The sequence below is a fragment of the Arthrobacter koreensis genome, assembly GCF_035792275.1.
GTDB classification, from domain to species: domain Bacteria; phylum Actinomycetota; class Actinomycetes; order Actinomycetales; family Micrococcaceae; genus Arthrobacter_B; species Arthrobacter_B koreensis_A.
Window position 1 is genome coordinate 59,082 of record NZ_JAMWKK010000010.1, and the last position, 23,729, is coordinate 82,810.

A 23,729-nucleotide genomic window follows, 5' to 3' on the forward strand; every position below is an offset into this window, starting at 1 on the left:
CTCAGGAGTCTACGGCCGCGGTCCGGGGCGGTGCGAGGGCCAGCCGGTGCCGGGATTCAGCCCTCGCCCCGAGGTACGTGCCGCCAATGATGAGAGCCGCCCCGGCGAAGCCCAGCAGGGCAAGCGGTTCCTGCCCGATGGTGATTCCGATAAGGACAGCCCAGATGGGTTCGGTCCCCATCAGCAGACTCGCCCGGGACCCCGACGTCTGCTGGATGGCCCAGGTCTGGACGAGGAACGCGAAGACACTGCACACCAGGCCCAGATAGAGCACACCCAGCCATTCACCCGGGCCGAAGCCCTGCACCGCGCGGAGCGCACCCCGGAAATCGGCGGCGGTGTAGAGCAGGGCGCAGACCATGCTTTGGACCAGCGTCAGATTGAGTGCACTGAACCCGCGTCCCCTCGTGAGCGCGGAGACGGCTGTGACATGAATGGCACGCACCGCCGCGGCCGCAAGCACGAGCAGGTCCCCCGGCCCGGGTGCCGCAAAGCCATCTGCTGAAACGAGCAGGCAGACACCCACGACGGCGATCACGCCGGCAACGAAAACCGTACGCGGGAGCTTCACCCGGAAGGCAATGCTCTCGGTCACGGGAGTGAACACCACGACCAGGCTGATGATCAGCCCGGCGTTCGTAGCACTCGTGCCCGCGATGCCGTGGGTTTCCAGAATCAGCACCGCTGCCTGGGTAAAGCCCAGAACGACGCCGGTCGCGGCCTCACGGCGGGTCGTCCGGCGCCGGTGCCAAATCAGCCAGATCACTGCCAGTGCCAGGGCGGTGACGAGGAACCGCAAGGACAGGATGACGGTCACGCCGACCGTTCCGGTGAGTGTTTTCGCCGCGAGATAGCTGCTGCCCCAGACCATTGCGACGAGGAGAAGCAGCAGGTCCACTCTGCGTGCGGTGAGAAGCGCGGCAACCCGGCGGCGTCGTTCGCGGGGCTCGGGCGGGGCTGGAGTCAGTATCGGGGAGGGCACTCCATGAGTCTGATGATGATGTATTCGTAAGACCAGAGGCCAAATCCTGAAGTAACAGTTTAGCCTGTCCTTATGGATCTTCATCAGCTGCGGCTGCTGCGGGAGCTTGGCGACCGGGGAAGCCTGGCCGCCGTCGCCCGCGCCTCCCATATCTCGGCGTCGGCGGTCTCCCAGCAACTGACCGCACTGCAGCGCCGTGTGGAGGTTCCGCTGACCGAGCGACGGGGACGGAACCTCGTCCTGACGGAAGCGGGGCGGGCCCTGGCCCGGGCCGCCGTGGACATCAGCGTCGCCATGAGTTCCGCGGAGCAGGCCGTGAGCCGGTACCTCCAGGACCCCAGTGCGACGGTGAGCATTGCCGCGTTCAACAGTGCGGGCCTCACCTGGTTCCGTCCGCTGCTTCAGGCGATGGCCGGTGAGGGGAACCCGCGGCTGCTCTGCTCCGACCGGGATGTGGGGCAGGATGCCTTCCCCGCGCTCGCTGCCGACTATGACCTGGTGATTGCGCACCGCCTTGAGCACAGCAAACCCTGGCCGGGTTCGATCAGCGTTCTTCCGCTGATCCGGGAGCCGCTGGACGTCGCGATGTCCGAGCGGCACCGCCTCGCCCGGGAAACCAGCATCAGCGTGGACGACCTGGCGGGCGAAGAATGGGTGTCAGTCCAGGACGGCTTCCCGCTGATGCCGGCTCTGCAGGCCATCGCCGTTCACACGGGACAGCCCCTGAATATCAGGCATCGAATCAATGAATTCTTTATCGCCACGGAAATCGTTGCCGCCGGTTCCGTCGTGGCACTGATGCCGCGGCACACTGCGTTCCCGCCGGAGGGGAGCGGTTTGGTTCTCAAGCCGATCCGCGACCTGCCGCTCGCCAGGCACGTGGACCTGCTCTGCCGGCCGGAAGCGCTCCATCGGACTGCAGTCCAGCAGGTCGTCACAGCGCTTCGAGAAATTGTGGCGGTGCCCTGATCCCGGGAAAGGGCACCGCGTCCTATCCGCCGTCAAACTTTTTCCACCGCCCCTCGGAAACGACTGCGACGGTGCCATCGAGCACCTGGATAGCCGTCTCTTCGTCGATTGCGTACGACGGAACGCCCAGACCAGCGGCCCACCGTTCGGCGTCGGCCAAGGTATTGGCCGGAAAAGCGAACAGGTGCGGGAAGATCGAAAAGTCCACCACGCCCAGGGTGCGGTCGTCCGCCGCGGCCGGCCACTCCACGAAGTAATCCCCGATGCGCGGCGTCAGGACCATGCTTCCCGCGCTGACTCCAACCCACACGGTATGGGGCAGGGAGGGTAGCAGGTCGGCAAGTCCGGACGCGTGCATCCAATGGTTCAGGTAGGTGGCGTCGCCGCCGTCGACCAGCAGCACATCAGTCTCCCGGACCCAGGGGGCCCAGCGCTCGACGCCGATGGATGGCAGGGCGGTGAGCTCGAGGACACCGAGCGACGCCCAGCCCAGTCCTGTCAGATGAGGGGAGCACGGACCGGCGGCAACCAGTCTGCCCACCGACGCCGGACCGCACGCCGGGTGGCCCCACTGCGCCGTCGGTACCACCAGGGCGTGGGACTCGGCGATGGGCTTGCCGAGCAGGCTGACCAGCGCGGATTCAATGCTGGGGTTTGTCACGCCGCCTGAGGTAAGCAGGAGTTTCATGATGCCCCGTTCATCCGGATGCTGGACCTGCGTTCCATAGCCGCACATCCAGCAGCATCTTGTCCACGCTAGTTGAGGTAGGTGGAGCAGCCGGCATGAAACTCACGCATCGTGGTGGGATTGCCGGCCTTCGCCGGTGTGATCACGTGGGCCTCAAAGTCCCGCGGATTGGCGTGGTGTGCCTGGATTGCTGGCAGTTTCACGTATTTCGACAAATACTCCATAGCGTTCTCCTGCCCGTTGGCGTCATTGGCGTCCACGGCCTGCAGATAGGAACCCATCCATGTGCACAACCAGGTTTCGGCGACTGTAACGTCCTGGACACCGTCCTCGATGACGGGCATTTCCAGTGACGGGTTCTCCTCCGGGTTCGAGTAATCCCTGGACTCGAACTTCCATTCAACGCCCGGCGGCAGCGGCTCCGGGAACTCCTGCGTAGCTTCGAGCAGAGCCTGGTCCATGCAATCCGGCTTGATGGTCTGCATGGTTCCGCTGGGGTCCGACTGCAGGATCTCACCGCCGAGACATGGACGGGGCTCCCACGGGGCCGGTGCTGGACTGGCTTTTGCGTCCGCGACGGCCTGCGCCTCGTTGACTTCCGCGTCCGTCGGTCCGCAGCCTGCGAGCAGTGCGCCTAGCAGCAGCGCCGCCGCGGCGCCCGCAACTCGTTTCCCCATGTGCTTTTATCCCCCGTTGATTAGCTAATCAGACCTTAGACGGCCAAGAGCGGCTTGAACAGGCCGGAATAACAGCGGTGCATGCCCCGCAACAACCGGCTCAATCCAAGGTTCTGGTCCACGTTACTCCGAGACCGGGACGGCGCCAATACTGCCGTGGGCCTTCCCATTCGCGGGCGGCGTCGGTCAGCCAGATAGTCGTGTCCGGATTCCAGCCCGCAAGGACCGTGGACGTATCGCCGTCGACGGTTAGTGCCCGATTGGCGCTGCTCAAATATGCCAGGGCTGAAACATGAACGGCGTCCCACCGCTCCGAGGCTTTCTCCCAGTCAGGGATCACCCAGGCACCGTTCCGTCCGGTGCAGTGGAACCAGTCATGCCGCCGGGAAGCCGTGACCGTCATCGGGTAATCACGGCACAGGGATACCCAGTCGCTTCCGCTGCGAATCTCGTAGGTTTGCCCGGCGCCGCGCACCGGGATGACCGTCGCGGATTCCTCGCCGAAGGAGTCTTCAATGAGGTCCAAGCCCAGGGGTATTCGGGCAACTGTCTGCAGGGTTCCCTGCGGGAAGGACCACCACGTTCCCGACCAATTGGCGGTGGGATCCCGGGGACGGTCCTTCTCAGCTCGGGCTTCTTCGGCACGCGCGGAACGGGCCCAGGCAGACAGAGTTTGTGCCGCATCCCGGGGCAGAGGCGCGGGATCGTCTGCCGGCCGCCAGTCGATGGTCCACTGCCTGGTTGTCCGGTTCTGATCCCACCACTGGGCGGAGGGTATCGTCATGATGTGCCGGGCCAGGGGAGCGAACGCGGCTTTGACCTCCGGCAGGGCCGCAAGGACGTCCTCTCCGTCCGGCTCCTGCCAGGGCTGCGACGTGTTGACCGCCCGAACCAGTGCACTGTCAATGAGGTCGGCCCCTGTCCGCGTTACGTCGAGGGAGTTCAGCCCGGTGAGGAGGTCCGCAAGTGACGGCTCCGGAAGCGCGCCGTCGTCCTCGCCAGAGGCGAGCAGCAATACCGCCCGGCTTGTTCCCGCGCCCGGATCCAGGCTGTAGGCAAGGGGAAACACCGCGGACCTGATCAGCGGGTCCAGCTCCATGGCCAGCTCAAGGCACAGCCGGCGCCCACGCGGCCCTGCCAGCAGTACATCTGCGTCTGCATCCATCGGCTCACCCTATCCGTAACGCGGGTTTCCGCTGCGGAGCACGAGTCCAAGCCCGACATCATGGGCTGGTGGAATCTGATCCGGTAAGCACGATTGACCAAGAGGCAGCGATCCGAATGTGGCAGGCCTACAGTGCCGCGCACCCGGAAGCAGTAGCAGCGTCCCCGGAATACACGGTCGAACATTTCGGGGACACGCAGCGGCTGGCAGACGAACTCCTAAGCCTCGTGCTGAGCGGACGGAAACGCGCGACGTCGGAACTCGTCGCTGACTTCCTGGCCCGGGGAGATGCGGTGCCCCGGATCGGTTCGCACTGGATAGCGTGCAACGGCGCAGGCGCTCCGCGGGTGAGGAAGACGAGATCGTTTTCGAACGGTTCACGGTGGTTTGGCCGCCCCAGCACGCCGACGCGGAGCGCTGACCGGCCCGGCGCACTTCCCTGCTAATCGGGTCGGGCGGCCTCGATCCGTCCGGCAAACCCGGACAGCGAGTCGATGAACCCATCCGGCCCCAGAACTGTGAACGGTGCATCGAAACGCAGGGCCCAGGAAGCCAGCCCCGCCCAGGACCATGACCCGGCCCGCACCCGGCAGCTCGTCTCCGAGACCTGTTCAAGCTCACCGTCCCCGAGCCACGGCGCAATCGCTGCGGCGGGGAGTTCGATCAGCAGTTCGCCGTAGCAGGGCCACGCGTTGCCGTCGTCCGATCCCTTCAAACGCGAGGCTAGGTAGGATCCGGCGCCGCCGGTCGGAACCGGCCGCGGTGTAAAGGCTGCACCCGCCGGGGACTTCGGTGTCATCCGATCCAGCCGGTAGATCCGCCAATCCGCTTTATCCAGGTCCCAGGCGACCAGATACCAGCGGCCCCGGCGGGCGACCACAGCATGCGGTTCCACCCGCCTGGGCGGAACCGACCAGTCCCCGCCGTACTCGAACCGGAGAATCCGGTGCTCGCGGGTGGCGGTGCTGACCGCTTCGAGAACTGCCGGGTCCACACGGGCAGGAGTGCCGGCGTCGGTGAACTGAATTCCTTCCACCCGGTGCCGCAGCCGGGACGGCATCACCTGCTTTACCGTTGTCAGCGCCCGCGCCGCGGCCTCGTCCAGGTCAACCCCGCTGGACGGCGCGCTTTGGAGCGCGACGGCGATGGCCACGGCCTGCTCATCGTCGAACAGCAGCGGCGGGAGTTCCGAACCGGCAGCCAGCCGGTAACCGCCGTCGGGCCCCTTGGCGGCCGTGATCGAGTAGCCCAGCTCGCGGAGCCGGTCGACGTCGCGGCGGACGGTCCGCGATGTCACCTTCAGGCGCTCGGCCAGGACCTGGCCGGGCCAGTCCCGGCGGGACTGCAGCAGCGAGAGCAGGGCAAGCATCCGTGATGAAGTTCCGGGCATGAATTGAGTATGGCCGAAGAAGAGGACACATCCTGTCCGCTACCAGGTTAAGGCTGTTGTCATGGCCGCAGCAGCGGCCCTGACAGCGAACCAAAGGAACAGATCCCATGAGCATCACCACCACTACCCACCTGAACTTCCGCGGCTCCGCCGGGCAGGCCCTGGAGTTCTACCAGCAGGTCTTCGGAGGCACCCTGACGTCAGCAACCTACGGAGACTTTGGCATGCCGAAGGAGGCTCCCGGAGCGGAGAAGATCGTGTTCGGGCAGGTCGAGAGCGCTGACGGTTTCCGGCTGATGGCCTACGACATCCCCGGCCAGGACAGCACCGACATCGCCGGAACCGCTGGGAGCACCCGCCGCGAGAACGGCACCACCGTCACGGACCGTACCTTCTTCCAGTCCCTGCGCGGACAGAGCCTGGAGGAAGTCACAAAGCTCTGGGACGGACTGGCCGACGGCGGCGACATCATCGAACCGCTTGCCGCGTCCGCGTGGAGCCCGGGCTTTGGCATGCTCACTGACCGCTTCGGCGTCACCTGGGTGATCGACGTCGAGGTCCCCTACAACGGGTGAGCTGTGTCCGGCTCTGCGAGCTCCCAGAGGGCATCGAGCAGCGGCCGGACCGGGCCCGAATCCACGGCTCCGCTGCCGGCGGCACGTTCAGCCGCCGCCGGCAGCAGGGCACGGTATGCACGCAGGCCTGCCTCCCGGTGACCGGTTTCAAGCGCGGCAAGACCGGCGAGGAACCAGGACACTTCGAGCATCAGATCGCTGGGAGGATCAGGAAGGCACCCAAGCGCCGATCGTGCTTCCTCCATGCGCCCGGCCCGTACCAGCAGCAGTGGCCGCGCCCACGGCTCGTACGGTCCGAAGTTCCCGTCGGGCAGGTCCGAACCTTTCCGGACAGCACCGGTGAGCTCGGCCAGAGCCGGCAGGCCCGCCCGGAAACCGGGCATCTCCGCGCCGTCCGGCGGCATGGGACGCTGCAGGAAGGTGTACCGGAACCAGGCCGTGAACACCATGGCCAGCGCCCGGTCGAACCGGACAGCGAGGGCATCGATCCGGCTGGCTTCCAGCGACGCCGCCTCAATGCGGCCGAGTGCGCAGAGTGCCTGCATCTGGATCAGGCGTCCCTGGATCTCGAAGGTCGGCAGCTCAGCCTCCACCGCGACGGCGGTGATCTCAGAACCCAGCGCTTCGCGTGCCGCGGCCAGCCCCGCCGTCTTAAAGCTCTGCTGGTACCGGGCGCTGAGCGCGAAACACAGCAGCGCCGGATCGTTCAGCTGCCGTGCGGTCCGCTCGGCCTCGGCGGCTTCGGCCAGGCGGTCCGCGGTGCCGCGCGATTCCATGGCAGCAGTGGCCAGCAGCCTGGCACGGACCCGGGCCGAGGTTTCGGACGGAAGTGCAGCGAGCGTACGCAGGGCAGCGTGGACCACGGCTGCAGCCTGGGCTGGATCATCTGAGCGGGTCCAGCTTCCGGGCACCTCGAACCCGCCGATGACCCGTGCCGCCAGTTCCGGATCTCCGAACTGCTCCGTGGCCGCGATGACTGCTGTGCGCTGCTCGGCTGCCAGCTGGACGGACCCTGACACCGCAAGCACGGGCAGCAGCCGAGCCACGCTTTCCAGCTGGGTGCGCTGACCGGCCTGGGCAGCCGCGGTGGCGGTGCGCCGCAGGAGTGTCCCGCCGTCGTCATCCGGACTCAGGGACGGATCATGGCGCAGGATGCGCTGCTCCAGATCTGCCAGTGGCTGCCCCGGATCCAGGCCGAGATCGTGGCGCAAAGTCGAACGGGCCTTGGACAGCAAAGCCAGGGCATCGGCCTGCCGAGCGCCGCGGTACAGGGCAAGTGCGAGCAGCCGCCAGCCTTCCTCCCGCCACGGGTACTCAGCCACGTGTGCATCCAGCAGGCCAAAGACGTCTTTCGGGCGGCCGAGTTCCAGCCGGGTTTGCGCCAGCTGCTCCACCGTCGACGCACGCAGCTCAGCGACCCTGGCCCGTTCTGCCCTGGCCCAGGGCCGTGCGCCGAACTCCTCGAATGCGGTTCCGCGCCATTCCCCAAGCGCTGCTGCCAGCTGTGCCTCCCGGGCAGCCGGACCCAGCCCCGCAGCGGACTGGACCGCCTGCTCCGCCCGCCACAGGTCGACGTCGTCCGTCCCGAGCCTGAGCGCGTAACCGCCGGGGACGGTCACGAGGATCGCAGGGGGAGTCCGGGCCGGCCGGGCGGGTTCCAGGATGCGGCGGAGTTCACCGACGAAGGTGCGCACGGCACCGAGTGCGCCGGCCGGGGCGTCGTCCCACAAATCTTCGATCAGTCCGTCCGCGGGCACGGCCCGTCCCCGTGCAGCGGTCAGGATCGCCAGGACCTCACGCTGCCGCGCCTTGGACAGCCGGAGCGGGCTGCCGCCGATCTCCGCGCTGACCGGACCGAGGACGCGGAGTCGTAGCTTGCTCACCCGCTGATTCTAGTTCGCGTGCACCCGGCTGATCGGGCGCTGATCCAGCAGTGGGAACCTCGTTCCAGGAACAGCCGCGCAGGCGGCAGGAAAGGAACACCATGGATTTGCAGCTCACCGCGAAAACCGCGTTCATCAGCGGCTCCACACAGGGAATCGGCTACGCGATCGCCAAGGCTCTGGCCGGGGAAGGCGTTCAGGTGACACTCAACGGCCGCGAAACCGGGAAACTCGCAGCCGCCGTCGAAACGCTTCGCCGGGAAGTGCCGGGCGCAGCCGTGGACGGCATTGCGGCGGATTTCTCCGACCCGGACCAGGTTGAACGGCTGTGCACGGAACTGCCCGACGTCGACATCCTGGTCAGCAACGTGGGCCTGTTCGGCCTTCAGCCGTTCACGGAGATTCCCGCCGATGAATGGCGGCGGTATTTCGAGGTCAACACCCTCAGCGGAGTGCAGCTTGCCCGCCGGCTGATGCCGGGGATGCTGGAACGGGGTTGGGGGCGGATTGTGTTTATCAGCAGCGAATCCGGCGTCAGTGTTCCGGCGGACATGATCCACTACGGCGCCTCCAAGGCCGCGATGATGGCGGTTGGAAACGGACTGGCGAAACTCACCCGGGGCACCGGCGTCACGGTGAACTCGGTCCTGGGCGGGCCCACGTATTCTGACGGCGTTGCCGGGACTGTCGAATCACTCGCCGCCCAGACCGGGCTGGCTGCCGGGGAGATGAAGGCCGCGATCATTGCGGCGAACCAGACCACGCTCCTGGAACGGTTCATTGAACCCGCCGAGATTGCCGCCATGACGGTATTCCTGGCGAGCCCGCGGGCCTCCGCAACGAACGGTGCAGCGGTACGGGTCGACGGCGGCGTGCTGACGACGGTGCTTTAGGTCCGCTCCGCCTGATTCCGCTCCCTGTGGTTTCGCTCCCTGTGGTTTCGCTCCGCCCGGTCCCGGATGCCGCGCAGCATCCGTTCCGTCATGAGGAAACTGGCCATTTCCACGGGTTCGACCATGACGCCCGCCCAGACCGTGCGGTAGGCGTAGCGCTCGCGGACCACGAGTCGTGTTGAACCGCCCGCCTGGGGCAGCAGCACGAAAGACCAGGTGAAATCGAAGGGGGCACCGCCGTCGTCGGGACCGGAGACAACCCCGCCGGGCCCGGCGCCGCCGCCAAGGACCAGCGCACTGTCCGGATCCAGCCGAACCACCGAAAGCCCGCCGCCGGGCGCAAGGTTCACTGCGTCCCCGACTGCGTGAACCTGCAGCTCGGGCCGGATCACATTCGCGCTGTGGATGCCCAGACCCATGAGGTTCTCGAGCCAGTCGTAGCTGTAGAAACCGCCGCGGTTCTGGCCCAGCTGCGTGAGCCAGGGCCAGACGGCGGCCGGAGGTGCAGCCACGGTGATGGCGCGGGTTGCTGCGAGGTCAGGCACTGGAACCAGCTCATCGCCGGGCAGGGCCATGCGCAGTTCGTCCTCGGAGGCACCCCACCTCAGCGATGCGCGGCGCAATGCCAATACGGCTGCTGCGGCCGCCGTCGCGCACACTATCCGCCGTCCCCATCCCATGCGCCCCAATATGGCACCGGCACCGGGCTATGGCAATCATGGAAGCCGGTGAACCGCGGGTCCGGCTAGCTGTGCGGCGTGTCCTCGTCCTCGTACCGGTACTCACGGCGCAGGGCCTTGATCTGTTTTTCGCTGAAATAGATGAGCAGGCCGGTGGCGAGGGCGCAGGCCAGCGCACCCAGGACGTTCATCAGCGCCGGTTCCCGCAGCAACAGCACGGCCAGGCCCAGCAGGACGACTGATCCGATCACTGATTGATACCGCCACCAGCTTGTACCGCGGCGTACCGTCGGGTGATTCCGTGGATCCACAGAGCCTCCTTCGTCAGACCGTTACGGTTCCTGTGACCCGGCGGTTATTCCGGCAAACGCACCGGCAGCACCTGAACCGGGGAAGACTGTCTGTTTCATTGCCGTGTCCCCGGAGACGCCGTCGGACGAGGCGTAGTAGGCGCCCAGATCAGTCACATTCGGGTCATGCGGAGCGTACAGCCCCGGTGCCAGTGCCACGACGCGCCCATCCGCAAGCTTGTCTTCCAGCCAGGCGCCCGCGCGGTAATCGACGGACGCGGCGTCCACCACCAGCGGGTACCCCGGGAACCTGGCTCCGACGGCTTCCGGGGATCCGAGGTCCGGAGCCGCCGGAACACCTGCGGACGCGGCTTCATACGGCGCGCAGCGGGTGAGCAGCTGGCCGGCTGCATCGCTCCAGCCGAAGGGATCGAAATTCACGGGCTGGGATCCTTTGCCGCCGGCGACCTGCAGGGCGTTTTCCGTTCCGGCTGAGAGCGCCGTCAGCAGCACACCGATGTCCTCCGGTGCGGTGTCTGCGGCTGCCAGCACCGTCTTGTGCAGCTTCTCTGTGTTCTCCGGCGAGGAGGGCTGGAAGCTGAAGGTGCCGTCGCTGATGCGCACCAGCTGGATGCTTTTGTACAGCGGGCCGGAGCCGCCGTCGCCCATCAGCGTGGTGCAGGACTGTTCCTCTGTCTCCTGAGCCGGGGACTGTGGCGCGGCGGACGTGGCGGGCGCTGCGGCCGGACCGGCGGGCGACGGCGGGACGGAACCTTCGGGCTTGGCTTCGGCCGCCGCCGTGCAACCGGTCAGGAGCAGCAGTGCCAGGGCAGAGACAGAAACGGCTTTTTTCATGGTTCCCCCGAGTGTGTGGACAGTCGTCCCACACCCTAGCCGCCGGGAGGCTCCAAGGCACGCATTCCGGACTCCGGGCAGGGGGCGGGAGCCGAGCGGCGCGCCGCCGCCACGGGGGATCCGCTCGGAGCGGCGAACGACTGGCTCCGGGGCATGTGCGGGGCCGGACGGTAGCATTCGGGAAACAACGACAAACGGGGGACCCATGCCATGTGATGGCTGCAGCACGGCTGCCCAGCTCGATTTCGATTTCAGCATGGCGTTCCAGCCAATTTACGACGCCGTTGAACGCCGGGTCTGGGGTTATGAAGCGCTGGTCCGCGGGACAAACGGCGAGGGCGCCTACGAGGTCCTGTCCAAGGTCTCGCCGGAACAGCTCTACCGCTTCGACCAGGACTGCCGCACCAAAGCCATTGAACTGGCCTCCCGGCTTTTTCCCGCGGGGGAGGAGCTGAAGCTGTCCATCAACTTCCTGCCCAAGGCGGTGTACGAACCCGCCGCGTGCCTGCGGGCAACACTGCGCGCCGCGCGGGAGTTCCGATTCCCGATGTCCTCGATCATGTTTGAGTTCACCGAGAACGAGGAAGTGCGGGACACCGGCCATCTCACCAACATCATCACGGAGTACCGCAGGCACGGGTTCACCACGGCCCTCGATGATTTCGGTGCCGGTTACGCAGGCCTCGGCCTGCTGGCAGATTTCCAGCCGGACCTGATCAAGATCGATATGAAGCTCATCCGGGGAATCGATACCAGTCCGGCCCGCCGGGCAGTCGTCGACGGCATTCTCGCGATTGCCGGGGAACTGGAGATTACGGTGCTGGCGGAGGGCATCGAAAGCGAAGAGGAATTCCTGGTGCTGCAGGAGGCCGGCATCCGGCTGTTCCAGGGCTATTGGTTCGCGCAGCCGGCGTTCGAGGAACTCCCCCAGGTGCGCGGAGGGCAGCTGGCTGCGACATGACCGTCCGCTTCGAATGCACTACTCACACCGCCCTTCCGCTGCGCGAGCTCTTCGACCGTTCACGCAGCATCGATGCCCACAAAGCCTCAATGGCTGCTTCTCGAGAGGAAGCAGTCGCGGGAATAACGTCAGGCCTCATCTCCCTCGGCGAGGAAGTGACCTGGCGGGCCTGGCACTTCGGGCTTCCACTCCGCATGACCAGCAGGATCACCGAAATGGACATACCCCGATGCTTCGTCGATGAACAGGTGAAAGGACCTTTCCGCAGGTTTCGGCATATTCACGAATTCAGCGAAGATACGGCCGGAACCGTGATGGTTGACCGCATAGAGTTCCAGGCGCCTTTCGGTGTCCTGGGGCGCGCGGCTGAAAAGCTGGTGCTCGCTGGATATCTGCGGAAACTGATTGAAGAGCGGAACCGCTATCTGACCATCGGTGGAAACGGCACAAAACAGGGCTGATACCACCCGTTGCCCGTTTGAGTTCCAGATGCAACACTCCGCCCATGAATGATGACTGGCAGCGACTCGAACCACTGCTTCGTTCCGGGGAACGGCTTCGCTGGACGGGGCGCCCCGATCCCGCAGTGAATTTCGCACCGGTGGATATGTTTATGATCCCCTTCAGCATTCTCTGGTGCGGTTTCGCGGTCTTCTGGCTGACGATGGCCGTCAACCTCGGTGCCCCAATCTTCTTTATGGTGTTCGGGGCCGTGTTTGTGCTCGTGGGACTTTACTTCGTTTTTGGACGCTTTCTTTTCAAGCGGCGGGACAAGCGCAGCACCGTCTACGGCCTCACTGATTCCCGGGCGATAGTCGCCAAGGGGACGAGGTCTTCCCAGGACATCCCCCTGAACGGCACTCCGACGCAGGTCAAGCGCTCCCGGGACGGCAGGCACGCAACCATCCTCTTTGGACAGGGGAAGAGGCCGAACGCCTACCAGAACACAGGCCTGGACTTTTTCATGGCGGGATCCTCCCAGGTTGGCTTCTTTGACGTTGCCGATCCCGAAACGCTCCTCCGCGAACTGGACTCGGTCCGCTCAGGCGAGGGACCATGAGCCACCACGAGATACCGAAATCGCCCCAAGGGCCATCCGGGACCACCCATGGAGAAATTCTGTGGTGGACGCTAACAATCGAAGCGGAGCGGAAAGGGTCCTGCGATGACGTTGTCCGCCACATGGTTGCACCGCTAAGCGCGCAGGCGCGTGCCTGGGGAAGCTACCGGTTTGGGTTCGCCCGCAACTTCGATTCAGAGAAACCGCAGGTGAGGTTCCATCTGCGCGCGCACGCCGGGGCTGTGGACAGGGTATGGAAATTCGCTCACGCGCTGGCGGAGGAACGCGGAGCGCAGCTGGGCGCCGTCACGCTCACCGAGCTGCAAAGCCTGGTCTATCCGCCCAAGCCGGGGCGGCCCATACCCGCAGCGATGGAGGCTGTATTCGCGCAGTACGGCGGCATGGAGGGGATGCAGCTGGTGGCGGAAGTTTCCGAACTGGCATCTGACCTGGCGATCTGGTCGGTGAACCGCTTTCCCGCTCGGAAAACCCGGGAATCGCTCGCGGCGCTGCTGCTCTTTGACGCGGCCCACAGCATGATGTGGGGTCCGCGCTCCGCCCGCTGGGCCGACCGCAGGACGGTCAGCTGGGACTACTACTGGAACACTCACCTGAACACCTGCAGCTCGTCCTTCGGTGCGCGTGCCGAACAGGCACGGAGGACGATGCGGGACCAGACCGGCCAGCGTCTCACCGGGGCTCACCGGAAGATGGCGGTCCTTCAGGCCGAGCCTTCGGTCGACGTCTGGCGGAAACGATGGGCGCGGGCCGTCGACATGTACCTGTTCCGGGCGGACAAGAAACGCATCAGCCGCAGTGCGCAGCAAATGGTCCTGGCGGAAAGCATGCTCCTGTGCAACCGAATGGGGTTTTCCCCTCGGGAGGAGGCGGTGCTGGGTTTCTACGCGCAGGCCTGGAGCAGCGGGCGGGAGAGCCCAGACGAGGACCATCCCCACTCCCGCTGATAACAGCAAAGCCGGGCCGCCCGTTTCCAGGCGGCCCGGCTTTATGTTTGGGTGTCAGTTCTGGTCGTCGTCCTTATTTCCGTCGACGGCGTCCTTGATCTTGTCCTTGGCCTGGTCAACCTTCTCCGGGTTGTCCTGGGCGGCGTCCTTCGCCTTGTCTGCCATTCCGCCGAGATCTGCCATGAGGATGCACCTTCCTTCGAGGATCCGGGACCCGGGATACGTCAGTCCCGGCCGGTAGACCCATCGTGCACCCGTCCGGGCGGGGAGTACCACCCCTTTCCGGTTGCCTCTGGATCACCAGCCGCCGCGCGTGGGCGTGTGTCCCTTCCGGGCGTCGTCGGGCATGGTCATTTCCGCGCGCAGGCCCAGCAGCCGGATCGGACGTCCGTCCTCAATGGCGCCGGCAAGATCCAGCGCCCGGGCCAGGACCTCGTCCCGGTCGAAGGTCTCCGGGATCCTGCGGGCATGGGTCTTGGTGGTGAAAGGCGCGTAACGGACCTTCAGCGTCAGACCGATCACCGGCCGCCCCTCCGCCGCCACATCCGCCAGGACGTCGGCAGTCAGCCGCGTGACGGCGTCGCGCACCTGGTCCGGGTCGGTCAGGTTGGTCTGGAAGGTGGTCTCCCGGCTGTGTCCGCGGGCGACCCAGGGCGTGTCATCGACGACGGCGGAGCCGTCGCCGCGGCCGAGGGTGGCGTACCAGGGGCCCATTTTCGGACCGAACTCCGGCACCAGGGCCTGCGGGTCGGCCGCTGCCAGCTCCGCCACGGTGCTGATGCCCAGCTTGGCCAGCCGGGCGGAAATCCTGCTGCCCACGCCCCAGAGTTCCTTGGTGGGCCTGGCGCCCATAACGTCCAGCCAGTTCTCCGCCGTGAGCCGGAACGTGCCGGCCGGCTTGCCGAAGTCGGTGGCGTTCTTGGCGCGGATCAGGGTGTCCCCGATTCCTACGCTGCAGTGCAGCTGCGTCTTCTCCAGGACCGCGGCCTGCAGGCCGCGTGCATAGGCTTCCGGGTCCTCCGCTTCGATCCCGACGAACGCTTCGTCCCAGCCAAGGACCTGCACGACGGCGCCGGGCTGGGCGCGCAGCGCCGCCATCACCGCGTCCGAGGCAGCCAGGTAGGCATCGGCGTCGACCGGTAGGAAAACGGCGTCGGGCACCTTCCGGGCGGCGACGCGCAGCGGCATCCCGGAGCCGACGCCGAACGCCCGCGCCTCGTAGGAGGCCGTGGACACTACGGCCCGTTCGGTGGGGTCTCCCCGGCCGCCCACGATGACGGGCAGGCCTGCGAGTTCCGGGCGCCGGAGCACCTCGACCGCCGCGATGAACTGGTCGAGATCCACGTGCAGCACCCAGGGATTTGAGGTCACGCGCACCAGTGTGCCGGAAAAACGGCGGGCCGGCACCTGTCTGTGCGCGCCCGCGGCGCCTGAGGCGCCGTCCCAGGTCCCGGCGTCGCAGTTCCCTAGCGTGCCAGCGGCTGGCTGGCCCAGGCTTCCGCGTAGAAGTGCGGGGACAGCGATTCCAGCAGCCCGGCATACGTGTCCGGGTCAGCGGCCTGCGCCGAATCCTGCGGAAGCTCCTGTGCAAAGGCGGAAACGCCAAGCCCCGCTTCGCGGTCCTTCACGGTGAGCCCCGCCACCTCCAGCAGCGTGGGATACATGCTCAGCTGGTCCACTCCGGCGCGCAGCTGTTCGTCGCTGCCGCCCGGGATCCAGATGCGGTTGAAGATGGTGCGGTTCGGGTGGTGGTCCAGCTGCTCGTGGAAGGCGTCGCCTGCGCTCATGTGCTTGAGGTGGTCGCCCATGATCACCACGGCGGTGTCCTCCAGGTAGCCCTGGTCTTTCAGGTGGTTCACGAAGGCGGCGACCTGGGTCATGGAGCAGTCGAACGCGGAGGTGACCACGTTCTCGGTGTCCACGTTGCAGTAGTCGTAGATGTGCACCGGCTCGTGGGTGTCCAGCGTGAGCATGGTCAGGTTGAACGGGTTGCCGGTGGCCTCGTACTGCGCGTGCAGCTCGTCGACCTTGTCCCGGGCGTTCGCCATCAGGCGCTCATCGCTCAGGCCCCAGTCGCTGCGGAAGCTCTTCTCCTCTTCGCCGGCGGCACGCCAGTCCGCCAGTCCCTTGATTTCGGAGTAGCCGTGGGTGGTGAGGAAATCGTCCTTGGCGGCGAAGGAGGAGTTCGCTCCGCCGAGGAACACGCTGGTGTAGCCCTGTTCTGCCAGGACGTCGCCCAGGCAGGTGGCGCCGCCAAGGTAGGTGTCTCCCACGGCATCGGTTCCGGTGTTGCCGCTGGAGCTGCTGCCGCCGAATGCGGATCCCTTCAGCGGGATGCCGCACTGGGTGGAGACGAGGCCGGACATGGTCCAGCCGCCGCCCTTGTACTGCTGGTAGTTCTCAACGCTCTGCCAGCCGTCCGCTGTCTGGGTGGCTTCCTTGAGGGGCAGGAACGCGTCCTTCTCGAAAAGCTGGTCGTCCGCGAGGGTCTGCTCCCCGGACTCAAGGTAAATCATTACGAGGTTGCGCTTGTTCTCGCTTCCGGTGACGACGGGAAGCTTGTAGTAGTCGCCGACGTCGTAGGGAGACGTGGCGGCCGCGATGTATTCGGCCATGCTGACCTTGGTCGCGAAGGCCGTGGTTCCGCCGACGACGACCGCGCCCACCAGGCCAGTGGCGATGCTGCGCATGACCCACTTTGCCCGCGGCGACGGGGTGTAGGCGCGGAGCCTGTGGTTCCGCCGGCGGCGTTGGTGAAGCACAACGATTGCCGCAGTGATCAGGATCGGCGCAACGCCGATGGCCAGGATGCTGGTGGTGACGATGCTGCCGCCGCCGCCGTCCGTTTCGACCGAGACCAGGTTCAGCATCAGCTGGGCCACAGAGATGCGGCCCCAGTAGTAATGGATGACGGCCGCGGAGGCCGTCATGGTTAGTCCGGCCCAGATCAGGTGGTAGACCAGGACATGCCCCACGATGACGCCGCCGCGGCGGGTCACGTGACGAAACCGGTCAGACATGGGGACTCCTGCTATTTCTGGGACTGCCGCGTTAGGCGGGACACTCTTGACAAAATGCCCGCCGGCGGGCATTGGAAGAAGACTAGTACCGCTACGATACCCGTTCAACTGCCGTTAATCTGATCGTTACCCCTGCTTCAGCGGGGAAGTTCACACCAGGGCGCTCCGGCAAAACTGCGCCGGAAGCCGGGGATCTGCGCGGACCGGGAATAGATCGGGCCGGTGTGTCCTTGTCCCTGCACATGAAATCCATCGTCTACTCCGACACTGGAGATTCCTCAGTCCTGTCCCTTGCCGAGCGCAGCATCGCGGATCCCGGCCCCGGCGAAGTCCGGGTCCGTGTCACCGTTTCCGGGGTGAACCCGACCGACTGGAAGGCCCGTGCCGGCGCCGGTATTGCGTTCGATGAGGTGGTGCCCAACCAGGACGGTGCAGGCATCATCGACGCCGTCGGCGAGGGGGTCTCAGACCTCGCGGTGGGGGACCGGGTGTGGATCTTCCTCGCTGCGCACGGCCGCCCCACCGGAACAGCCCAGGAATACACTGTTCTTCCTGCCGACCGAGCGGTTCCGCTGCCTGACGGCATAGGGTTCGACGTCGCCGCCAGCCTGGGCGTTCCCGCCATGACCGCGCACCGGGCCCTGACCGTTCATGAGTTCGGCCCGGCTCGCCTGGCGCCGGGTTCCCTGGAGGGACGCATCGTCCTGGTGCAGGGCGGGGCAGGAGCCGTGGGACATGCCGCGATCCAGCTCGCCGCCTGGGCCGGCGCCACCGTGATCGCCACGGTCAGCAGCGACGCCAAGGCAGACCTGGCCCGAGCAGCCGGCGCGCACCACATTGTGCGGTACCCCGATTCAGCCGAAGCCGACCGGATCCGCGAGATTGCTCCCGACGGCGTCGACCAGATCGTGGAGGTGTCCCCGGCGCAGAACGCCGCGCTCGACGTCGAAGTGATCGCGAACCACGGCAGCATTGCCTACTACGCCAACAACAACGGCGAGGAGTTCACCGCGCCCATTGTCGCGAGCTTCGCGAAGAACGTCCGCTGGCAGGGTGTGCTGGTCTACACCGAGGGCGAAGCCGCGCACCAGGCAGCCGTGAAGGACATTACCGAGGCACTGCGCGACGGCGTCCTGCCGGTCGGTGAAACTGCCGGCCTGCCGCTGACCTGGTTCCCGTTGGAAGAGACTGCTGCCGCGCACGACGCCGTCGAAAGCGGTGTAACCGGCAAGGTCCTGATCCGGGTGTGGGACGGCGCTGAATAACCGCGGAGCCTGAACACCGGGGCGCAGCCGGTGCGCGGCCCGCAGTCCGCGCACCGGCCAGGCAGGTGACGGGCTAGAGACCCTCGCCGGAGGGGGACACCAGAATTTTCACGGCAGTCTCGTTGCGGTTGATTAGGGTGTCGAATCCCTCGTCCACCAGTCCCTCGAGCCCGATTTTCCCCGTGATGAAGGGTGAAAGGTCGATCTTTCCCGACTCCACGAGCGCAATCGTGGCGGGATGGGAATTCACGTAGGCGATTGTGCCCCGCATGTCGATTTCCTTCATGACCAGTTTGTGGATGTCGAAGTCCGAACGCTTGCCCCAGATCGACACCACCACCAGCACCCCGGTGGGACGCAGAGCGTCCATGAGGGTATCCAGCACTGCCTGGACGCTGCTGCATTCAAAGGCGACATCTGCACCCTTGCCGTCCGTCAGCTTCCGTACCTCTTCGGCGACATCCACCTCTGACGGATCGAGGGCGTAGTCAGCGACGCCGGCTTCCAGTGCCTTCTCCCGCCGGAGCGGGCTGAGCTCGGAGATGGCAACGGTGACCCCCTGCGCCTTGAGCACCGCTGCGGTGAGCAGGCCGATCGGTCCCGCGCCACCGACCAATGCCACGTCCCCCGCTTTGGCTCCGGACCGCTCTACGGCGTGGTAACCGACAGACAGGTCCGGAGAAGTCGTGTCCCAGCGTGACCGGGAGCCCTCCACCGGAGATCGGGTGCCTCTGCCCGTGGGCAGGAGCAAAGATCGGTCCTTCCAGGTACTCATGCAGGTCGGTGCCGCAGATACCGCACCAGGCGACGTCGATCCCCACGGTTCCCGGGGTGACCTCAGGCGCCGGGAGCTCATCCACGCGGATATCGCCGCGGTCGTGGTAGCGGGCTGCTTTCATGGCTGCTCCTTTACTTGCCGAAGAACGCGGGGTCTTTTTCCGCGCTCGTTCTCAACGCTAGGCCCGCAGGCCTGCGCAGGCACAGGGCGCAATTGAGGCAGTAGCGTAGGGTTACCCAAACGCCAGCCGGGGCATACCCGGCCCGGCACTGCACCCAACTGCGCCTACAGGGGGAATAGTCATGGCTGGCGAGCGGAAAGCCCGAAAACCGCCCAACCCGGACCGGGTCCCGCATCCTCTGCTGAGCCTTTCCTTCCTGCTTTGGGCTGTGCTGATAGCCCTGGGCGGACCGCTCGTCTGGTGGCGCGTACTTGGAACAGCGGCAATGGTTGGCCTGTGCCTGTTTGGCCTGTACCAGTGGGCCAGAGCGCGCCGGGCCGAGGCCGGGCGCAGTCAGGCGGGCTGAACTGTCCGGAGAACTGGCTCGCAACTCGCGCTCACGGAGGCCAAGCTGCCTCCCACTTGGCCCTTTGCGCAGGTCAGGCCTCATGGGAGGGTGGAGGGCATGAACTCCACAGCCCCCGGCTCCGCAGACGCCCGCCCCGCCCTGAGCCCCGGCATGGCCCGGATGCTCCAGCTCAGTGCCGCGGTCGCGTTCACGGTGCTGGGTGCCGGCTTGTGGTGGAGCTGGTTCGCTTGGGACACCGCCGCCGGCACAGACGCGGCAGGGTCACAGACCGGCCCGTACGCAGTGTGGCAGGTGGCGGGGTGCGTCCTCAGCTGGATCGTGCTCGTCTGGTTTGGGGTGAGGGTCCTTCGTCCCTTCCTGCTAACAGCGGCACTCCCGGTCGGGTTCACCGCCGCCTGGATTCTGACCGTGGCGCTCACAGACGACTCCGGGCTGTGGGCGGTGGGAGCCGTCCTCGTAGCCGGAGGAACGGTGGCCGGGAACGCCGCGCTGGTCTGGGTGCTTCGGGCCTTCGCACGGCGGAATCACGCAGGTAGCGCAGCGCCCTAGTCTGGTCCTGTGCCGCCGGGCTACGGTATCCCCATGCCCAGCAGTACAGTCCAGGACCAGAGGCTGCGGGACCTGGCGGTGCTCCGCCGCGTGCGGGACCGGATCGACCGGGAGTACGCCCAGCCGCTGAACGTTGATGCGCTCGCACGCGATGCGCATATGTCCTCCGGCCACCTGAGCCGTGAATTCAGGCGGGCCTTCGGTGAAGCACCGTATTCCTATTTGATGACCCGTCGGATCGAACGAGCCATGGCCCTGCTGCGCCGCGGCGACCTGTCCGTGACCGAGGTGTGCTTCGCCGTCGGCTGTTCCTCTCTTGGTACTTTCAGCACCCGCTTCACCGAGCTGGTCGGGGTTCCGCCGAGCACCTACCGCCGCGAGCATGCGGACGCTACAAAAGGCATCCCGTCCTGCATCGCGAAGAACGTCTCCAAACCGGTCAGGAATCGAGAAGCGCAGCCGGCATCCCGGTAACTAGCGTTACCGGCATGAACCTGAACATACACAACAGTTTCCTGCCCCAGACGGACCCCGACGAGTCCCTCGCCTTCTACCGTGACGCCCTCGGTTTCGAGGTGAGGAACGACGTCGGTTACGAGGGAATGCGCTGGATCACCGTAGGCCCGGCGGACCAGCCGGAAGTCTCCGTGGTGCTGTATCCGCCCTCGGCAGACCCCGCAGTCACGGAAGAAGAGACGCGGATGATCGCCGAGATGATGGCCAAGGGTACCTTCGCCACCCTGGTCCTCTCCTCCCCGGATGTGGATGCGGCGTTCGACGCGGTGCAGGCGGCCGGCGCAGAAGTAATCCAGGAGCCGACCGACCAGCCCTACGGCATCCGCGACTGTGCCTTCCGCGACCCGGCCGGCAACCAGATCCGCATCAACGGCGTCTAGCTACCAGGGCAGCACGCCGTTCTCATCGCTGTAGGTTCCGGTGGGTCCGTCCACGTCCAGTGTGGCCATTCGCACGACGACGGCGGCGCTTTCCTCAACCGGGCGGCCGCCCTCCATTTCCGCGGTCATGTCCGTGGCCGTGTAGCCCGGCTCCAGGGCGTTGAACTTGATGCCCGGATGGGCCTTGGCGTACTGCACGGTGAGCATGGTCGCGGCGGACTTGGACGCGGCGTAGAGCGGCCCGCTGGTGATGTGGAATTCCGGGCGCTCGGGGGTGGTGGCGGCCCAGAAGGACCCCATGCTGCTGGTGATGTTCACGACCATCGGGTTAGCCGAACGGCGCAGCCACGGCAGCGCGGCCTCGGTAACCCTGACAATGCCGACGGCGTTGGTATCGAAGGAGCGCAGCGCAGACGGACCGTCCGGAACGCCGGTGGCCATCACGCCGGCGTTGTTGATCAGCACGTCCAGGGCTCCCTCGGTGCGGCCGATAGTCTCCAGCGCCTGGCCGACCGAAGCGTCGTCGGTGACGTCCAGCTGCACGAAGCGGGCTCCAAGTTCTGCCGCTGCCTTTTCGCCGCGTTCGGCATCCCGGGCGCCGATGTAGACGGTGTGGCCCAGGGCGAGCAGCTGGCGGGCAGTTTCGAAGCCGATGCCGCGGTTGGCGCCGGTGATCAATGTGACGGTCATGGGAATCCTCTGGTTCGACGGGGCGGCCCCGGATCGGGCCCTGCTTCGACGCTAGGAGCCGGGTCCGGGACGAACCAGTGCCCCCTTCAGCCGGGGGTGTGACAGGGCCCCCTCAAGATGCCCCGCGGCGTCGTACTGTAATCCATGACTGAGACCACCAACGCGCTGGGCGCCTACCTGCGGGCCCGCCGTGCGCTTGTGACTCCGCAGGAAGCAGGGATTCCCGACGGCGGGGTGCGGCGGGTGCCCGGGCTGCGGCGCGAGGAAGTGGCCCTGCTGGCCGGAATCAGTGCCGATTATTACCTGCGGCTGGAACGCGGCCGCGACCGTAACCCCTCCCTGCAGGTGGTGGAGTCCCTGGCCCGTGTGCTGCGCCTGGACCAGGACCACCTGGCGCACCTCACCGCACTGGTGTGCGAGGCGCCGCGGCCGCGCCGGCGGAAGGCCCGGGCCGAAGTGCCGCCGCCCAGCGCGCTCAACCTGCTGAACTCCATGACCCAGCCGGCGTTCCTTGAGGGACGTTACTTCGACATCCTGGCTGCCAATCCGCTGGCCACCGCACTGTCTCCCCGGCTGTCAGTGGGCGGAAACCAGCTGCGGGACATGTTCCTGGACCCTGCCGAACAGGACCTCTACCCGGATTGGGAAAACGTCACCGAATGCCTGGTGGGGAGCCTGCGGCAGGCGGTGGGCAAGGACATTGACGATCCCCGGTTCATCGAACTCACCGGTGAGCTGTCACTGGCCAGTCCCCGGTTCGTCCAGCTCTGGGCCAGGCATGACGTCAAGGGCAGGGTGGGTGGATCCATCCGGCTGAACCACCCGCAGGTCGGCGAACTGACCCTGAACCGTGAACGCCTGGAGGTCGGCGGAGCGGACGGGATCACCCTGGTGGTCTTCCACCCGGAGCAGGGGACCGACGACGCCGGCAAGCTGGCGCTGCTCGCCTCGGCCCACCTGCCCGCAACCGGGGGACCGCAGGCTGCGGGGACACGGCGTGAGGAACCGCGGCGTGCGGATTCCAAGCGTTCGGGTTCGACGGAATCCGCAGTCTGAGCCGGGCCGCCACCTCCGTGGGAGGGGCCGGCTGCATATCCCATCCTTCGTTACCCATGTGACTGGGGTGGTCCCTTCCGGCAACATGCGTCACGAAGGGTGGGAAACTATGCGCGTTGGGCCGGGGTGGGGTCGGGCCCTGCACATCCCGCCGGGTCGGGCTGGGGCGGTCCTCATGCTGCCAGCCGCGTAGGCTGGGAGGGTGCGCAAAGAGACCCTGTGGGAAGTAAAGAAACGCCAGAACCCCGAGCACTCAGCCTGGTACATCCAGCGCTTTGAGCAGATGCGGGAAGAGGGAGCAGACCTGCACGGGGAAGCCCGGCTCGTGGATGCCATGCTTCCGCGCGGAGCCCGGATTCTCGACGCCGGCTGCGGCCCCGGACGCGTCGGCGGCGAGCTCGCCCGGCGCGGACACAGCGTCGTCGGCGTTGACGTTGATCCGGAACTGATTGCCGCCGCGCAGAAGGACTTCCCGGACGTTCCCTGGTTCACCATGGACCTGACCGAACTGGACCTCCCCGCCGAAGGCATTACCGAGCCGTTCGACCTGATTGTCAGCGCCGGAAACGTCATGGCTTTCCTCGCCCCCGGCACCGCACAGGATGCGCTGGCCCGCATGGCCGGCCATCTGGCGCCGGGCGGGCGGATCGTCGTCGGCTTCGGTGCCGGGCGCGGATACGACTTCGGCACGTTCTTTGAAGATGCCTCAGCCGTGGGCCTGACGGTTCAGCAGAAGTTCTCCACCTGGGACCTGCGCCCGTTCGACGTCGAATCGGACTTCCTGGTCGCCTTCCTGGGCCGCCGCTGACTTAGGCTCCACCCGCTGGCTCCGGAGTTCGATCAGGGGTGAATGGGGCTCGGTCGGCTCATCCCTCGGGGAGCTAACGTTGCTTGGGGTCCGGCTACCAAATC

At 66.5% G+C, this 23,729-nt stretch carries 26 protein-coding genes and 1 pseudogene; 13 read left to right on the plus strand and 14 right to left on the minus strand.

The features are described 5' to 3' along the window. Position 1: 1 nt before the first annotated feature. The gene (locus NGB94_RS11105) at positions 2–982 is read right to left on the minus strand and encodes a DMT family transporter (RefSeq protein WP_325790703.1); all 981 of its coding nucleotides are present in this window, start codon (positions 980–982) and stop codon (positions 2–4) included. A 72-nt stretch (positions 983–1,054) separates the two neighbouring features. On the opposite strand from NGB94_RS11105, the gene NGB94_RS11110 reads away from it, so the two are divergent. Then, entirely contained in the window at positions 1,055–1,951 is an 897-nt protein-coding gene (locus NGB94_RS11110; protein WP_325790704.1) for a LysR family transcriptional regulator, read from the plus strand. 22 nt (positions 1,952–1,973) lie between these two features. On the opposite strand, the gene NGB94_RS11115 is transcribed toward NGB94_RS11110, so the two are convergent. The 4 genes from NGB94_RS11115 to NGB94_RS11135 form a co-directional block, all read right to left on the minus strand. Beyond that, positions 1,974–2,639: a Type 1 glutamine amidotransferase-like domain-containing protein gene (locus tag NGB94_RS11115; protein ID WP_325790705.1), complete on the minus strand. Its 666-nt coding sequence runs from the start codon at positions 2,637–2,639 to the stop codon at positions 1,974–1,976. A gap of 68 nt (positions 2,640–2,707) precedes the next feature. Then, positions 2,708–3,316 carry a hypothetical protein gene (locus tag NGB94_RS11120; RefSeq protein ID WP_325790706.1) on the minus strand — a complete coding sequence of 203 codons (609 nt, stop codon included), beginning with the start codon at positions 3,314–3,316 and terminating at the stop codon, positions 2,708–2,710. 100 nt (positions 3,317–3,416) lie between these two features. After that, positions 3,417–4,481, minus strand: a complete 1,065-nt coding sequence (locus NGB94_RS11125; RefSeq protein ID WP_325790707.1) for a hypothetical protein — start codon at positions 4,479–4,481, stop codon at positions 3,417–3,419. A gap of 442 nt (positions 4,482–4,923) precedes the next feature. Then, a complete protein-coding gene (locus NGB94_RS11135; RefSeq protein ID WP_325790708.1) occupies positions 4,924–5,871 on the minus strand; it encodes a helix-turn-helix transcriptional regulator in 948 nt (315 codons plus the stop codon). Between the two features lie 107 nt (positions 5,872–5,978). On the opposite strand from NGB94_RS11135, the gene NGB94_RS11140 reads away from it, so the two are divergent. Next, on the plus strand, positions 5,979–6,446 hold the full coding sequence (locus NGB94_RS11140; RefSeq protein WP_325790709.1) for a VOC family protein: 468 nt from the start codon (positions 5,979–5,981) through the stop codon (positions 6,444–6,446). On the opposite strand, the gene NGB94_RS11145 is transcribed toward NGB94_RS11140, so the two are convergent. Beyond that, positions 6,434–8,329, minus strand: coding sequence for an AfsR/SARP family transcriptional regulator (locus NGB94_RS11145; RefSeq protein ID WP_325790710.1), 1,896 nt, complete (start codon positions 8,327–8,329; stop codon positions 6,434–6,436). The two genes, NGB94_RS11140 and NGB94_RS11145, sit on opposite strands and share 13 nt — an antisense overlap. Before the next feature lie 101 nt (positions 8,330–8,430). Here NGB94_RS11145 and NGB94_RS11150 point away from each other — a divergent pair, with 101 nt between their 5' ends. Beyond that, a complete protein-coding gene (locus tag NGB94_RS11150; RefSeq protein WP_325790711.1) occupies positions 8,431–9,222 on the plus strand; it encodes an SDR family oxidoreductase in 792 nt (263 codons plus the stop codon). On the opposite strand, the gene NGB94_RS11155 is transcribed toward NGB94_RS11150, so the two are convergent. The 3 genes from NGB94_RS11155 to NGB94_RS11165 form a co-directional block, all read right to left on the minus strand. Beyond that, entirely contained in the window at positions 9,219–9,851 is a 633-nt protein-coding gene (locus tag NGB94_RS11155) for an SRPBCC family protein (protein WP_325790712.1), read from the minus strand. The two genes, NGB94_RS11150 and NGB94_RS11155, sit on opposite strands and share 4 nt — an antisense overlap. A gap of 116 nt (positions 9,852–9,967) precedes the next feature. Continuing rightward, on the minus strand, positions 9,968–10,213 hold the full coding sequence (locus NGB94_RS11160; RefSeq protein WP_325790713.1) for a hypothetical protein: 246 nt from the start codon (positions 10,211–10,213) through the stop codon (positions 9,968–9,970). A gap of 21 nt (positions 10,214–10,234) precedes the next feature. Continuing rightward, positions 10,235–11,047 (minus strand): hypothetical protein, encoded by an 813-nt coding sequence (locus tag NGB94_RS11165; protein WP_325790714.1) that lies wholly within the window; start codon positions 11,045–11,047, stop codon positions 10,235–10,237. Between the two features lie 205 nt (positions 11,048–11,252). Here NGB94_RS11165 and NGB94_RS11170 point away from each other — a divergent pair, with 205 nt between their 5' ends. From NGB94_RS11170 to NGB94_RS11185, 4 genes are read left to right on the plus strand one after another with little or no spacing between them, the layout of a single operon-like run. Continuing rightward, positions 11,253–12,008 (plus strand): EAL domain-containing protein, encoded by a 756-nt coding sequence (locus tag NGB94_RS11170; RefSeq protein WP_325790715.1) that lies wholly within the window; start codon positions 11,253–11,255, stop codon positions 12,006–12,008. Continuing rightward, positions 12,005–12,469, plus strand: coding sequence for an SRPBCC family protein (locus tag NGB94_RS11175; protein WP_325790716.1), 465 nt, complete (start codon positions 12,005–12,007; stop codon positions 12,467–12,469). Before NGB94_RS11170 ends, NGB94_RS11175 begins: the two co-directional genes overlap by 4 nt. A gap of 44 nt (positions 12,470–12,513) precedes the next feature. Next, positions 12,514–13,068 carry a hypothetical protein gene (locus NGB94_RS11180; protein WP_325790717.1) on the plus strand — a complete coding sequence of 185 codons (555 nt, stop codon included), beginning with the start codon at positions 12,514–12,516 and terminating at the stop codon, positions 13,066–13,068. Beyond that, positions 13,065–14,033 carry a lantibiotic dehydratase C-terminal domain-containing protein gene (locus tag NGB94_RS11185; protein WP_325790718.1) on the plus strand — a complete coding sequence of 323 codons (969 nt, stop codon included), beginning with the start codon at positions 13,065–13,067 and terminating at the stop codon, positions 14,031–14,033. Before NGB94_RS11180 ends, NGB94_RS11185 begins: the two co-directional genes overlap by 4 nt. 54 nt (positions 14,034–14,087) lie before the next feature. Here the strand turns inward: NGB94_RS11185 and NGB94_RS11190 are convergent, their stop codons facing one another. From NGB94_RS11190 to NGB94_RS11200, 3 genes are all read right to left on the minus strand, one after another. Continuing rightward, positions 14,088–14,216 carry a hypothetical protein gene (locus NGB94_RS11190; RefSeq protein WP_325790719.1) on the minus strand — a complete coding sequence of 43 codons (129 nt, stop codon included), beginning with the start codon at positions 14,214–14,216 and terminating at the stop codon, positions 14,088–14,090. A 114-nt stretch (positions 14,217–14,330) separates the two neighbouring features. After that, on the minus strand, positions 14,331–15,386 hold the full coding sequence (locus tag NGB94_RS11195) for a DNA polymerase IV (RefSeq protein ID WP_325790783.1): 1,056 nt from the start codon (positions 15,384–15,386) through the stop codon (positions 14,331–14,333). 113 nt (positions 15,387–15,499) lie between these two features. Continuing rightward, positions 15,500–17,053, minus strand: coding sequence for an LTA synthase family protein (locus NGB94_RS11200; protein ID WP_325790720.1), 1,554 nt, complete (start codon positions 17,051–17,053; stop codon positions 15,500–15,502). A 242-nt stretch (positions 17,054–17,295) separates the two neighbouring features. On the opposite strand from NGB94_RS11200, the gene NGB94_RS11205 reads away from it, so the two are divergent. Continuing rightward, a complete protein-coding gene (locus tag NGB94_RS11205) occupies positions 17,296–18,318 on the plus strand; it encodes an NADPH:quinone reductase (RefSeq protein WP_325790721.1) in 1,023 nt (340 codons plus the stop codon). 73 nt (positions 18,319–18,391) lie between these two features. On the opposite strand, the pseudogene NGB94_RS11210 reads toward NGB94_RS11205, so the two are convergent. Further along, positions 18,392–19,217 (minus strand): annotated as a pseudogene (locus tag NGB94_RS11210) (zinc-binding dehydrogenase). A gap of 505 nt (positions 19,218–19,722) precedes the next feature. Between NGB94_RS11210 and NGB94_RS11215 the strand changes: the two are divergent. The 3 genes from NGB94_RS11215 to NGB94_RS11225 are packed head-to-tail and all read left to right on the plus strand — an operon-like array spanning position 19,723 to position 21,071. After that, entirely contained in the window at positions 19,723–20,175 is a 453-nt protein-coding gene (locus NGB94_RS11215) for a hypothetical protein (protein WP_325790722.1), read from the plus strand. Positions 20,176–20,208: 33 nt separating this feature from the next. Beyond that, entirely contained in the window at positions 20,209–20,649 is a 441-nt protein-coding gene (locus NGB94_RS11220) for an AraC family transcriptional regulator (RefSeq protein ID WP_325790723.1), read from the plus strand. A 14-nt stretch (positions 20,650–20,663) separates the two neighbouring features. Further along, the gene (locus NGB94_RS11225; RefSeq protein WP_325790724.1) at positions 20,664–21,071 is read left to right on the plus strand and encodes a VOC family protein; all 408 of its coding nucleotides are present in this window, start codon (positions 20,664–20,666) and stop codon (positions 21,069–21,071) included. Here the strand turns inward: NGB94_RS11225 and NGB94_RS11230 are convergent, their stop codons facing one another. Then, positions 21,072–21,761, minus strand: coding sequence for an SDR family NAD(P)-dependent oxidoreductase (locus tag NGB94_RS11230; protein WP_325790725.1), 690 nt, complete (start codon positions 21,759–21,761; stop codon positions 21,072–21,074). It abuts the gene before it with no gap. A gap of 144 nt (positions 21,762–21,905) precedes the next feature. Here NGB94_RS11230 and NGB94_RS11235 point away from each other — a divergent pair, with 144 nt between their 5' ends. Together NGB94_RS11235 and NGB94_RS11240 are read left to right on the plus strand one after the other, a co-directional pair. Beyond that, on the plus strand, positions 21,906–22,817 hold the full coding sequence (locus tag NGB94_RS11235; protein WP_325790726.1) for a helix-turn-helix transcriptional regulator: 912 nt from the start codon (positions 21,906–21,908) through the stop codon (positions 22,815–22,817). 202 nt (positions 22,818–23,019) lie between these two features. Further along, positions 23,020–23,625 carry a class I SAM-dependent methyltransferase gene (locus NGB94_RS11240; protein WP_325790727.1) on the plus strand — a complete coding sequence of 202 codons (606 nt, stop codon included), beginning with the start codon at positions 23,020–23,022 and terminating at the stop codon, positions 23,623–23,625. Positions 23,626–23,729 lie beyond the last annotated feature (104 nt).

Excerpts from the sequence above, each read along its gene's own strand:
- NGB94_RS11185 (WP_325790718.1), top strand. The coding sequence starts at position 13,065 with ATGAGCCACCACGAGATACCGAAATCGCCCCAAGGGCCATCCGGGACC.
- NGB94_RS11175 (WP_325790716.1), top strand. The coding sequence starts at position 12,005 with ATGACCGTCCGCTTCGAATGCACTACTCACACCGCCCTTCCGCTGCGC.
- NGB94_RS11140 (WP_325790709.1), top strand. The coding sequence starts at position 5,979 with ATGAGCATCACCACCACTACCCACCTGAACTTCCGCGGCTCCGCCGGG.
- NGB94_RS11170 (WP_325790715.1), top strand. The coding sequence starts at position 11,253 with ATGCCATGTGATGGCTGCAGCACGGCTGCCCAGCTCGATTTCGATTTC.
- NGB94_RS11135 (WP_325790708.1), bottom strand. The coding sequence starts at position 5,871 with ATGCCCGGAACTTCATCACGGATGCTTGCCCTGCTCTCGCTGCTGCAG.
- NGB94_RS11120 (WP_325790706.1), bottom strand. The coding sequence starts at position 3,316 with ATGGGGAAACGAGTTGCGGGCGCCGCGGCGGCGCTGCTGCTAGGCGCA.
- NGB94_RS11200 (WP_325790720.1), bottom strand. The coding sequence starts at position 17,053 with ATGTCTGACCGGTTTCGTCACGTGACCCGCCGCGGCGGCGTCATCGTG.
- NGB94_RS11215 (WP_325790722.1), top strand. The coding sequence starts at position 19,723 with ATGAACTCCACAGCCCCCGGCTCCGCAGACGCCCGCCCCGCCCTGAGC.
- NGB94_RS11180 (WP_325790717.1), top strand. The coding sequence starts at position 12,514 with ATGAATGATGACTGGCAGCGACTCGAACCACTGCTTCGTTCCGGGGAA.
- NGB94_RS11190 (WP_325790719.1), bottom strand. The coding sequence starts at position 14,216 with ATGGCAGATCTCGGCGGAATGGCAGACAAGGCGAAGGACGCCGCCCAG.
- NGB94_RS11165 (WP_325790714.1), bottom strand. The coding sequence starts at position 11,047 with ATGAAAAAAGCCGTTTCTGTCTCTGCCCTGGCACTGCTGCTCCTGACC.
- NGB94_RS11220 (WP_325790723.1), top strand. The coding sequence starts at position 20,209 with ATGCCCAGCAGTACAGTCCAGGACCAGAGGCTGCGGGACCTGGCGGTG.
- NGB94_RS11235 (WP_325790726.1), top strand. The coding sequence starts at position 21,906 with ATGACTGAGACCACCAACGCGCTGGGCGCCTACCTGCGGGCCCGCCGT.
- NGB94_RS11115 (WP_325790705.1), bottom strand. The coding sequence starts at position 2,639 with ATGAAACTCCTGCTTACCTCAGGCGGCGTGACAAACCCCAGCATTGAA.
- NGB94_RS11125 (WP_325790707.1), bottom strand. The coding sequence starts at position 4,481 with ATGGATGCAGACGCAGATGTACTGCTGGCAGGGCCGCGTGGGCGCCGG.
- NGB94_RS11230 (WP_325790725.1), bottom strand. The coding sequence starts at position 21,761 with ATGACCGTCACATTGATCACCGGCGCCAACCGCGGCATCGGCTTCGAA.
- NGB94_RS11110 (WP_325790704.1), top strand. The coding sequence starts at position 1,055 with ATGGATCTTCATCAGCTGCGGCTGCTGCGGGAGCTTGGCGACCGGGGA.
- NGB94_RS11225 (WP_325790724.1), top strand. The coding sequence starts at position 20,664 with ATGAACCTGAACATACACAACAGTTTCCTGCCCCAGACGGACCCCGAC.
- NGB94_RS11205 (WP_325790721.1), top strand. The coding sequence starts at position 17,296 with ATGAAATCCATCGTCTACTCCGACACTGGAGATTCCTCAGTCCTGTCC.
- NGB94_RS11150 (WP_325790711.1), top strand. The coding sequence starts at position 8,431 with ATGGATTTGCAGCTCACCGCGAAAACCGCGTTCATCAGCGGCTCCACA.